We start from the raw sequence: 10,644 nt of genomic DNA, 5'->3' as shown, positions 1-10,644 counted from the left end.
TTGCTCCGATGGTTTATCAAAATACGATGACCGGAGTCTTTTTTGAAGCGTGGTTTCAGCAATGCCTACTGCCCGCATTGACTCAAAAATCGGTGATTATTTTAGATAATGCACGATTTCACCGTATAGGTGTCTTACGGGAAATGGCGGAAAAATTGGGACATAAGGTATTGCCTCTTGCACCCTATTCACCTGAGCTCAATCCGATTGAGAAGGTGTGGGCGAATATTAAGCGGTATCTTCGAACCGTATTGTCTGATTACGCCCGATTTGACGATGCGTTACTGTCCTATTTTGATTTTAATTGACTATACATTGAGAATCAAACTGGCTTAATCGGCCTGGCGGCGGATTACTGCCGGAATTTCAAAATCATCCAACACAGATTGGTTGGCAAAATCAGAAGCAGCCAAATTCATGGTACGGGCAGTACGGCCGGAGCGGATAACGCTGTCGATTTCCGGGAATCCGCCGTCTGTTCCGGTAGCTTGGGCAGATTTCACCATACGCAGGTTGCTGCTCTGGCTGTTGTCGCCTTGCTCTTTCAGGCCGGTGGCAATGATGGTAACGCGGATTTCGCCTTCCTGCATGGCAGCATCTTCAGCTGTACCGTATTTCAATTCGGCATCAGGGTGAGCATACTCGCTCACTACCGACATGATTTCTTTGTATTCTTTCATGGTCAGGCCATCAGGGGCGGTAGTGATGTTCACCAACACACCACGTGCGCCTTCCAGCGTTACGTTGTCCAGCAACGGGCTGGCAATTGCCTGCTCGGTAGCCAAACGGGCACGGTCGATACCTTGTGCGAAACCAGAACCCATCATGGCCATGCCCATGATGCCCATTACATTGCGTACGTCGGCAAAGTCCAAGTTGATCATACCGGGGCAGGTAATCACTTCGGCAATGCCGGCCACGGCATTGCGCAACACGTTGTCGGCGGCACGGAATGCCTGGCGTACGGTCACATCTTCGCCCAGGGCGGTCATCAGCTTATCGTTCGGGATAACGATGAGCGAATCTACTTGGTTTTTCAGGGTTTCCAAGCCGTCTTTGGCAATCTGGATACGCTTGCCCTCGTGCTCGAACGGGCGGGTCACCACAGCCACGGTCAGGATACCCAGCTCACGGGCAATCTCAGCCACTACCGGAGCAGCGCCGGTGCCTGTGCCGCCACCCATACCGGTGGTAATGAACAGCATATTGGCGCCTTGAATGGCATCGGCGATGGTTTCACGGTCTTCCAGAGCGGCATTGCGGCCAGTTTCCGGATTGGCGCCGGCACCCAAACCTTTGGTCAAATTAGTACCCAACTGGATACGTTTAGGCGCTTTACTGCCCTGCAAAGACTGGGCATCGGTGTTGGCACTGATAAACTCAACACCTTGAACTGTGTTGTCTATCATATTGTTAATGGCATTACAGCCACCGCCGCCAATACCAATAACTTTAATGACCGCCGGACTGGCTGCGGATTCGACAACATCATAAACCAACTGCATTTAACACTCCTTTTGCGCCCCAGAAGGCTACCTGAAAACTAAAATCGCCCGTATTATAAAGGTTTGAACAGATTTTGTGTGCAAGAATAAGCAAAAAGCTTAGAAATTGTTTCTCAGCCACTCTTTGAGGCGGTAGAAAACAGAATCACCCTCGGCAGCCTGCCGCACGATATTATGATTGCCATGCTGGCTGCTGTATTCGGCAGCGGTTTGCAGAAGGCCGATGGCGGTAGCGTAGCGCGGGTTGCGGATGCGTTCCGACAAACCGCCCATTTCCTTCGGCACACCGACACGGGCAGGCAGATTGAACACGTCTTCAGCCAGTTCCACCACGCCGGAAAGCAAAGATGCACCGCCGGTGAGCACCACGCCGGATGTGAGCACTTCTTCGGGGAAACCGGAGCGGTGCAGTTCATTGCGGGTCAGCTCCAAAATTTCTTCCACGCGCGGGCCGATAACGCTGGCCAACACACGGCGTGAAATCTGGCGCGGGCTGCGGTCGCCCACGCTGGGCACTTCAATCATTTCATCCAAGCCATCGCCGGTAGCCAAGGCCACGCCATGGTTGATTTTGATGTATTCGGCGGCGTTGTAAGGGGTACGCAGGGCTTGCGCCAAATCGCGGGTAATCAGGTCGCCCGCCACCGGAATGACGGCGGTGTGGCGGATGGCGCCGTTGGTGTACACGGCGATATCGGTCGTGCCGCCGCCGATATCGATGACGCACACGCCCAGTTCTTTCTCATCTTCAGTCAGTACAGCACGGCCGCTGGCCAAGGGCTGCAGAATCATGTTGTCGATGTGCAGGCCGCAGCGTTCTATACATTTTTGAATGTTCTGCATGGCAGTAACCGCACCGGTTACGATATGAATGCGCGTATCCAGCCGCACGCCGCTCATGCCGATGGGCTCGCGCACGCCGGGCTGGTTATCAATAATGTATTCCTGCACTACGGTGTGCAGAATCTGGTGATCCGGCGGGATATTGACGGCTTTAGCGGTTTCGATGGCGCGGTCGATGTCGGCCTGCGTGACTTCGCCTTCCTTGATTTTCACCACACCTTGCGAATTCATGCTGCGGATATGGTTGCCGGCAATGCCGGTTACCACGCTGCCGATTTGGCAATCGGCCATCAACTGGGCTTCTTCCATAGCTTGGGTAATGGCTTGGGCGGTGGCATCGATATTGGTTACCATACCGGCTTTCAAGCCGTGTGACGGCGCTTGGCCAAAACCGATGATGTGAATTTCTTTGTCGTCGTCTTGCACTTCGCCGATCAAAACGATGGTTTTCGAGGTACCTATGTCCAGTGCGCCCACCAGTTGTTTGTTGTTTGACATAACTCTGTCTCGCTTATTGTTGAAATGGTTGTTTATCGCTAAAACACTTATTTCTTTTCTACTGCGTTAACCCGCTTTTTGTATGTGCATACCATCTACGGCTCGCCGTCTTGTAGAAAATAATTGCTTCAGTCATGCCCGCCTGATTGCGGTTGTTGCTTGCTGTTGTTGTCTTCATTTGCCGCGCCCTGTTTGTAGCGCACGGCAAAGCCGTCTTTATAGCGCAAATCTACGTATTGTACGTCGGCTGCGCGTTCTTGCAAGATTTCATGCCATGCCCGCACAAAGCGGCGCAGGCGATCTTGCGCATCAGCACGACCCAGATGCAGCCGGATGCCGTTTTCTAAAGTCAGCTCCCGGGAGGAGCGCGAACTGTAGTCCATGCGGCTGATTTTCAGGTTAGTCGGCGCCAAGATGGCTTGGAACTCAATAAATTCCTCCACCATCATTTTACGCATTCCCGGCGTGCCTGCAAATACGGGGAAATTTTCGTCGGTGGGCGCATCAAAGCCTTTGCCTTCGCTATCCACCAGCCCACCGCCTTCCCAGCGCGCCACAGGCTGCCGCTCTTCCACCCGGATTTGCACCGTATCCGGCCAGATTCGGCGCACCTCCACCTTGGCCACCCAAGGCAGCGTTTCAAACGCCTGCCGTGCTTCGTTCAAATCGGCCTTGAATATATTGCCGCGGATGTGGCGTTGAGCGGTTTGTTGCAGCTGGGTGGCGCTTAAGCGGTGCAAGTCGCCGTCGATTTTCACCAGTTTCACCGGAAAATACGGCGAATTCATCATCCACATCACTGCTGCCGCAATCAGGCCGACAGCAGCCAAAAGATAAAGGCTGCTGTTGATGCGTTTGAGTGCGCCGGCGTTATCCCAAAGTCGCATGGCTCAATACTTCAACGCATAAATCGGCAAAATCCAAGCCGGTTTGCGCGGCAGCTTTCGGCACCAGGCTGTGGCTGGTCATACCAGGCACGGTGTTGATTTCCAACAAATAAAGCTTCCCGCTCTGGCTGCGCAGAAAATCCACCCTGCCCCAGCCGCGCCCGCCGATGGCTTCAAAACCGGCTTTGGCCAGGCGGCGGATTTCGGCCTCGCCCGCCACATCCAAATCGCTGGGGCATTGGTATACCGTGTCGTCACGGAAATACTTGGCGTCGTAGTCGTAAAACTCGGTGGCGGGGATGATGCGGATGCTGGGCAGCGCTTGTTGGCCGAGCACGGCGCAGGTGTATTCGCCGCCGTCGATAAAGCGTTCAGCGATGATTTCGCCGTGCAGATGGCGTTCGCGCAGCTCGCGGTACACTTTCGGCAGTTCGCCGGGCTGTTTTACTTTCACCACGCCCACGCTGCTGCCTTCGGCGGCAGGCTTCACAAACATCGGCAGGCCGAGCTCGGCTTCCACGGCGGCAAAATCGGTATCATCGTGCAGCACGGCGAAATCGGGCACGGGCAGGCCGAGCGCCTGCCAAATCAATTTGCAGCGGTATTTGTCCATACCCAGCGCAGAGGCAGCCATGCCGCAGCCGGTGTAGGGGATGCCGATGGAATCGAGCAGCGCCTGCACGGTGCCATCTTCACCATAAGTGCCGTGCAGCACATTGAAGGCTACCTGAAAACCCTGCGCTTTCAGTTGCAGGATGTCTTGCTCTTTCGGGTCGAACCGGTGGGCATCGATGCCCCGGCTCCGCAAGGCGGCCAATACGGCCGCGCCGCTGTCGAGCGACACTTCGCGCTCGCTGGAAAATCCGCCGTTCAATACGGCCACTTTGCCAAACTGCTTATTCATTTGCTTTGCTTCTTTCTTGCTTCTACTTTCAGGTAGCCCCATCAAACGCCCGTCTGAAAGGCTACCTGAAAACTTAAAACCGGTAATGCCGCCAACTCGGGTCGTATTCGCACGCGGCCTGCGGCTTAAGTTCGGCAAACTGCCCGCACAGTGCCTGCGCTTTTGCCATGAGGCGCTCCGGCTCGCCGGTGGCGGCAAATATGGTGCGCTCGCCCCGCGTGAGGTTGGTTACGGCAATTGTGCCGATGCCTTGCTGCTGGTGGCAGGCTTCAGCGTCGAATTCGTCTTGCAGCCGGTAGGCCGCCATCAGCGCGTCTTCGCCGTTGATTTCGCAGCGCACGGAAACGCACCAGCCCATATCCGCCCGACCCAGCAGGCCGTTGGCCGATTCATTGCGCAGCAGCACCAGGGCATCTTGTTCGTTTTCTTCGTCTTCATCGCGCTGATAGGCGGTATATTGCCATTCCGGCTCGGGATAGAGCGCATCGCGCCCCAGGGCTTTCCAGACTTCGTCTAATTTTTCAGGTAGCCTGTGCAGCGGCACGGCTTCCGGCGGCACAGTATCCACAAAATCCAGCGTACCCACTTTCACCACCGCATCCCACTCGCCCAACACATGGTCGAGCATAATCAGCGCCAGCCGCTGTGCGGTGTCCAAATCTTCTGCCTTGGGCGGTTTGGCAAAAGCCACATCCAGCGCAGGCAGGCCGCGCCATTCTTCGCAGCGCACCAAAATATCCGCCGCCTGCATTTCCACGCCGCCCATGCGGATGGCAAACTGCTCCGGCGAGCCCAGCCGTTGGCGGAAACACAGCACCGAACGCTCGGTGGATTCCGCCGCCGTGGCAATCAGCGCCAGCACTTGCGGGAAGTGTTCCAAATCGCCGTTGGCGCTGAACACCAGTGCACCATCTACCGGCGGCCCTTCCAACTCCACCACCACACCGGGGCAGTATTCGTGCAGCAAGTTGTTGGCCTCGGTAACGAAGGCCACCGGGTCTTCCAATGCCGCGAGCCGCGCTTCTTCGCGCCGCCACACCGTCCAGAAACAATGGGCGTTATCTTGCCATTCCCTCAGGCTGTGCCGGCCTGCGGCTTCGTTGGTATCTGATTTCGTCATCTTTTATCCTTGCAGGCGGTAATGCCGCCATGAGGGGTCAAACACGCAGTCTGCCCGCGCATCCAGCCGCTCGTAGCGTGCGGTGATTTCCCGCACTTTTTCCCACAATCCCTCCGGCTCGGCCACCATGGCAAAGGCGGTGTACTCGCCTTTTTCCGCATCGGCCAGCATGGCGGTGAGAATACCTTGCTCATGCTGCCCGACGCAGCCGGAAAACTCCTGCGCCAATTCCCGCGCCAGAGCCTGGCTCATGTCGTCGTACACTTCGCAGCGCACGCTCAGGCACCAGGCCAAATCGGCACGCCCCAGCAGCGAAGCGGCCGACTCGTTGCGCACCAAAATCCTGGCCGGTTCGCCATCGTCGTTTTCCGCACCATACACGCGGAACTCGGCCTCGCCGCCCGGATACACGCCGTTGTGCCCCATCCGGGCGCGCCACAGTCTGTCGAAAGCCTCGGGCAATTCGGCCAACGGCAGTGCGCCCTGCGGCGGCTGTTCCACCAGCTCCACATAGCCGGTTTTCACGTTCAAATCCCACTGCCCCAAGGCCTGCGCCAAAAACAACCACACCGCCAGGCGTCGGTCGTCGGCATCCGTGCCGGCGGGATTATCGTTCACAAACACCTGCAAATGCACCAAGCCGTCGTTGCCGGGCGAACAGGCTACCTGAAACTGGCTGCCGCAAAGCTGCGTTTGACCAAAACCCGCCGTACGCTGCGGCAGTTCGGCAGCCGGGCAGCGCCGCAGCAGCGCCTGCACACCGAAAGGCAAACCCGGCGGCGCGGCTTCGGCCAGCAACACCGCGTCGGCCATCGGATCCAGCCTGCCGCCGCTGCTGAAGGCTACCTGAAATTTCGAACCGGCATCAACAGCATCATCCGAAACGGCCTGCAAAAACACGCCGGGGAAATAATGATGCAGCAGGTAGTTGCCGCTGTTCACCAGCGCCACGCCGCCGCCCGCCTGCCAAGGGCGCTCCCACTGCCAGCTCTGCCAAAAAACGGCAGCGCGCTGCCGCGCCTCCCGGCGGCGTTTCAGGAAATCATCCATTCGCTGCCAAATCCCGCAGGGCCTGCGGCACTTTGTTGATGCTGCCCGCACCCATATTCAGCAGCAAATCGCCGTCTTGCAGCATATTGAGCAGAGTGGCGGGCATATCGGCCACGTCGGCGCAGTAAATCGGCTCCAGCTTGCCGACCACGCGCAGGGCGCGGGTGAGCGCACGGCTGTCGGCGGCCACAATCGGCTCTTCACCGGCGGCGTATACATCGGTGAGCACTACTGCATCGGCGGTGTTCAGCACGCGAACGAAGTCTTCAAACAAATCGCGGGTGCGGGTATAGCGGTGCGGCTGGAATGCCAGCACCAGTCGGCGTTCGGGATAGGCGCCGCGGGCGGCGGCGAGCGTAGCGGCCATTTCCACCGGATGGTGGCCGTAATCATCGACCACCAAGGCGCTGCCGCCTTGTGGCAGCTTGATTTCGCCGTAGCTCTGGAAGCGCCGCCCCACGCCGCCGAATCCGGCCAGGCCGCGCTGGATGGCTTCCACGTCCGCGCCGCACTCCAGCGCTACGCCGATGGCCGCCAGCGCGTTGAGCACATTGTGCCGCCCCGGCGCATTCAGCCGCACTTCAAACGGCGCAATCGGGCGTTTGTTCAGGTGCACGGTAAAGCACATCTGAGCGCCTTCGCTGTGCACATTGTCGGCATAAATATCGGCGGTTTCGTCTAAGCCGTAGGTGGCGAAAGGTTTTTTGATGTGCGGCAGGATGGCGCGCACATGTTCGCTGTCGATACACAAAAACGCCTTGCCGTAGAACGGCATACGGTGTACAAACTCCACAAAGGCCTGATGCAGCTTGTCCACGCTGTGGTCGTAGGTGTCCATGTGGTCGGTGTCGATATTGGTCACCACGGTAATCACGGGCGTGAGATACAGGAAAGAGGCGTCCGATTCGTCGGCCTCGGCCACAATATACTGCCCGCCGCCGAGCTTGGCGTTGGTGCCCGCAGCGGTGAGCTTGCCGCCGATAACGAAAGTCGGATCGAGGCCGGCGGCGGTGAGAATGGAGGCAGTGAGGCTGGTGGTGGTGGTTTTGCCGTGCGTGCCGGCAATGGCGATGCCCTGGCCGAAGCGCATAATTTCCGCCAGCATCATGGCGCGCGGAATCACCGGAATGCCTGCCTCGCGGGCGGCCAACACTTCCGGATTATCCGGCTTGATGGCGGTGGAGGTAACCACCACGTCCACGCCTTCGATATGCTCTGCCGCATGGCCGTGGAACACCTTGATGCCCATATCGGCCAGCTGGCGCGTTACCGCGCTTTGTGCCTGATCCGAGCCGGATACGTCGAATTCTTTATACAGCACCTCGGCCAGGCCGCACATGCCAGAGCCGCCGATGCCGACGAAATGGATGCGTTTTACTCGTTGCTTCATAGTTATCACTGCTTCCCAAGCAGCCTTTGCAGACAAAACCGTTATTGTATAGCGGATAAACATTTTTCGATACAACACAAGCGGGAAAAGCCGATACTGCTATTGAGGCTACCTGAAACTTCAAAACCGCTTTTCAGGTAGCCTCACACCAATCATCCGCCCACTGCTGCCAGCGCAGCTTCCGCCACCTTAACCGCACTATCCGGTTTGGCCATTTGGCGGGCGTTTTGCGCCCATTGGCGGCAAGTGTCGCGGTTGAGGCCGCCCAGCACCGAAGCCAGTTTCTCGGCAGTCAATTCGCTCTGCGGCAAAAGCAGCCCGGCCTCGCCGGTGGCCACGAAGCGGGCGTTGGCAGTTTGGTGGTCATCCACCGCATAGGGGTAAGGCACGAGCAAGGCGCCCACGCCTGCCGCCGCCAGCTCGGCAATGGTAAGCGCGCCGGAGCGGCACACTACCAAATCCGCCGCACCGTAGGCCGCCGCCATATCGTCAATAAACTCGCTGCATTCGGCCTGCACGCCGGCTTCATCATAACGCTGGCGCAAGCCTTCCAGCTTGCCGCGCCCGCTTTGGTGGCGCACTTGGGGGCGTTGCTCGGCAGGCAGCAAGGCCAGCGCTTCGGGCAGCAGGCGGTTGAGAATATCCGCACCCAAGCTGCCGCCGGTAACCAGCAGCTTCAGGCTACCTGAACGCTCAGCAAACCGCTCTTCGGGCGCGGGCAGCGCGGCAATATCGGCGCGCACGGGATTGCCCACCAGCCCGTTTTCATCGCTAAACGCCTTGGGGAAGGCATACAACACCCGGCTGGCCAATTTGGCCAAAATCCGGTTGGAAAGCCCGGCCACGGCATTTTGCTCGTGAATCACCAGCGGCACGCCGCACAGCTTGGCCGCCACCCCGCCGGGCACGGTCACGAAGCCGCCAAAGCCGATGGCGCAGTCTACCTGATGCTGGCGGATGATGCGCCGCGCCGCACGGATGGTGTGCCACAGCGTGAACGGCAGCATCAGCTTGCGTTTGAGGCCGTTGCCGCGCACCCCTTTGATGGCCAGGGTTTCGATTTCAATGCCGTGCTGCGGCACGATGCGCGTTTCCATCGCGTCCTCGCTACCCAGCCACACCACCTTGTGCCCGCGTTCGCGCAGCGCGGCGGCCACTGCCAGCGCGGGGAAAATATGCCCGCCGGTGCCGCCGGCCATCAGCAAAAAGGTTTTCACACCCATATTCGGCTCCTCACACTTCAAAACCGCGCATTTTGCGCCGGTTTTCATAATCCACCCGCAGCAGCAGCGCCACGGCTATCAGCATAGCCACCAGCGCCGAGCCGCCGAAAGAAATCAACGGCAGGGTCAGCCCCTTGGTGGGCAACAGGCCGATGTTCACGCCGATATTGAAAAAGCTCTGAATACCCAGCCAGATGCCCACGCCGCTGGCCACAAACGCACCGAAAAACTGCTCCAAATCGCGCGCCATTTTACCGATGGAAAACGACCGCCACACCAGCCACAAATAGCAGGCAGTGAGCAGCATCATGCCGAGAAAGCCGAATTCCTCACCGATCACGGCGGTGATGAAATCGGTATGCGCTTCAGGCAGGTAGAAGCGTTTTTCCAACCCAGCGCCCAAACCCACACCCGTCCAGCCGCCGCGCCCGATGGCCATCAGCGCATGAGTGAGCTGGTAGCCGCTGCCCAGCGGGTCGGCCCACGGGTCGAGGAAGGCGGTAACACGCGCCATGCGGTAGGGCGAAATAAGCACCAGCGTTACCATGCCGCTCAAGCCGGCCAGCACCACCACGATAAACCAGCGAAACGGCAGCCCCACCAAAAACAACAAGCCCACGCTGATCACCGACACCACCACAAACGAGCCGAAATCCGGCTGCAGCATAATCAGCCCCAGCCCGCAGCCCACCGGCAGCGCCACCCAGCACACTTTCTTCAAATGCTGCAACACTTCGGCGCGGCGCATGAAAAAGCCGGACAGATAAAGAATCACCGCCAGCTTGAAAAATTCGCTCGGCTGCAAATTGGCCACGCCCAAAGGAATCCAACGCCGCGCGCCGTTCACATCGCGCCCCACTAGCAGCACCGCAATCAACATTAGCAGGCTGATCACCAGCAGCACCATCGAATACTTCTGCCAAGTGCGCATCGGCACCCGGAACGCCACCCAAGCCGCCCCGCCGCCCACGGCGATATAGGCCGCCTGGCGGATAAGGAACGCCCATTTATTGCCGCCGCCCTGCCCGGCAAAGGCCACCGAGGCGGAATACACCATCACCAGGCTGAAGCCCAGCATCAGCACCACCAGCCACAGCAGCGATTGATCGATGGTGTGGCCGTGGCGCAGGATTTTGCGGTCGAGGAGTTTGGATTCGGTAATCATCGGGTACTTCAAGTTACTTCAAAAATCAATAGAACAAGGTTTCAGGTAGCCTTTCGGCT

General features: G+C 58.5%; 9 protein-coding genes and 1 pseudogene. 1 reads left to right on the top strand and 9 read right to left on the bottom strand.

Features of this window, described 5'->3' with window-relative positions; all coding sequences use genetic code 11:
- Nucleotides 1–308: pseudogene (locus A7Q00_RS00600) on the top strand (IS630 family transposase); the annotation flags it as partial.
- Nucleotides 309–332: 24 nt separating this feature from the next.
- On the opposite strand, the gene ftsZ reads toward A7Q00_RS00600, so the two are convergent.
- From ftsZ to ftsW, 9 genes are all read right to left on the bottom strand, one after another.
- Nucleotides 333–1,505 carry a cell division protein FtsZ gene (gene ftsZ / locus A7Q00_RS00595; RefSeq protein ID WP_064088716.1) on the bottom strand — a complete coding sequence of 391 codons (1,173 nt, stop codon included), beginning with the start codon at nucleotides 1,503–1,505 and terminating at the stop codon, nucleotides 333–335.
- Nucleotides 1,506–1,604: 99 nt separating this feature from the next.
- The gene (ftsA, locus tag A7Q00_RS00590; protein ID WP_064088715.1) at nucleotides 1,605–2,846 is read right to left on the bottom strand and encodes a cell division protein FtsA; all 1,242 of its coding nucleotides are present in this window, start codon (nucleotides 2,844–2,846) and stop codon (nucleotides 1,605–1,607) included.
- A 128-nt stretch (nucleotides 2,847–2,974) separates the two neighbouring features.
- Entirely contained in the window at nucleotides 2,975–3,733 is a 759-nt protein-coding gene (locus A7Q00_RS00585; RefSeq protein ID WP_064088714.1) for a cell division protein FtsQ/DivIB, read from the bottom strand.
- Complete coding sequence (locus A7Q00_RS00580) at nucleotides 3,717–4,637, bottom strand: D-alanine--D-alanine ligase (protein WP_064088713.1); 921 nt, start codon at nucleotides 4,635–4,637, stop codon at nucleotides 3,717–3,719. Before A7Q00_RS00580 ends, A7Q00_RS00585 begins: the two co-directional genes overlap by 17 nt.
- Before the next feature lie 73 nt (nucleotides 4,638–4,710).
- On the bottom strand, nucleotides 4,711–5,757 hold the full coding sequence (locus A7Q00_RS00575; RefSeq protein WP_064088712.1) for a hypothetical protein: 1,047 nt from the start codon (nucleotides 5,755–5,757) through the stop codon (nucleotides 4,711–4,713).
- 3 nt (nucleotides 5,758–5,760) lie between these two features.
- On the bottom strand, nucleotides 5,761–6,807 hold the full coding sequence (locus A7Q00_RS00570; RefSeq protein WP_064088711.1) for a hypothetical protein: 1,047 nt from the start codon (nucleotides 6,805–6,807) through the stop codon (nucleotides 5,761–5,763).
- Nucleotides 6,800–8,197 carry a UDP-N-acetylmuramate--L-alanine ligase gene (murC, locus tag A7Q00_RS00565; RefSeq protein ID WP_064088710.1) on the bottom strand — a complete coding sequence of 466 codons (1,398 nt, stop codon included), beginning with the start codon at nucleotides 8,195–8,197 and terminating at the stop codon, nucleotides 6,800–6,802. Before murC ends, A7Q00_RS00570 begins: the two co-directional genes overlap by 8 nt.
- A gap of 152 nt (nucleotides 8,198–8,349) precedes the next feature.
- Nucleotides 8,350–9,420: an undecaprenyldiphospho-muramoylpentapeptide beta-N-acetylglucosaminyltransferase gene (gene murG, locus A7Q00_RS00560; RefSeq protein WP_064088709.1), complete on the bottom strand. Its 1,071-nt coding sequence runs from the start codon at nucleotides 9,418–9,420 to the stop codon at nucleotides 8,350–8,352.
- Between the two features lie 10 nt (nucleotides 9,421–9,430).
- Complete coding sequence (ftsW, locus tag A7Q00_RS00555; protein WP_064088708.1) at nucleotides 9,431–10,585, bottom strand: putative lipid II flippase FtsW; 1,155 nt, start codon at nucleotides 10,583–10,585, stop codon at nucleotides 9,431–9,433.
- Nucleotides 10,586–10,644 lie beyond the last annotated feature (59 nt).

Origin of the sequence: Eikenella halliae, assembly GCF_001648475.1 — a bacterium.
GTDB classification, from domain to species: domain Bacteria; phylum Pseudomonadota; class Gammaproteobacteria; order Burkholderiales; family Neisseriaceae; genus Eikenella; species Eikenella halliae.
This window is presented reverse-complemented; position numbering and strand designations above follow the sequence as displayed.

Excerpts from the sequence above, each read along its gene's own strand:
- ftsW (WP_064088708.1), bottom strand. The coding sequence starts at position 10,585 with ATGATTACCGAATCCAAACTCCTCGACCGCAAAATCCTGCGCCACGGC.
- ftsZ (WP_064088716.1), bottom strand. The coding sequence starts at position 1,505 with ATGCAGTTGGTTTATGATGTTGTCGAATCCGCAGCCAGTCCGGCGGTC.
- A7Q00_RS00575 (WP_064088712.1), bottom strand. The coding sequence starts at position 5,757 with ATGACGAAATCAGATACCAACGAAGCCGCAGGCCGGCACAGCCTGAGG.
- A7Q00_RS00570 (WP_064088711.1), bottom strand. The coding sequence starts at position 6,807 with ATGGATGATTTCCTGAAACGCCGCCGGGAGGCGCGGCAGCGCGCTGCC.
- murG (WP_064088709.1), bottom strand. The coding sequence starts at position 9,420 with ATGGGTGTGAAAACCTTTTTGCTGATGGCCGGCGGCACCGGCGGGCAT.
- murC (WP_064088710.1), bottom strand. The coding sequence starts at position 8,197 with ATGAAGCAACGAGTAAAACGCATCCATTTCGTCGGCATCGGCGGCTCT.
- A7Q00_RS00585 (WP_064088714.1), bottom strand. The coding sequence starts at position 3,733 with ATGCGACTTTGGGATAACGCCGGCGCACTCAAACGCATCAACAGCAGC.
- ftsA (WP_064088715.1), bottom strand. The coding sequence starts at position 2,846 with ATGTCAAACAACAAACAACTGGTGGGCGCACTGGACATAGGTACCTCG.
- A7Q00_RS00580 (WP_064088713.1), bottom strand. The coding sequence starts at position 4,637 with ATGAATAAGCAGTTTGGCAAAGTGGCCGTATTGAACGGCGGATTTTCC.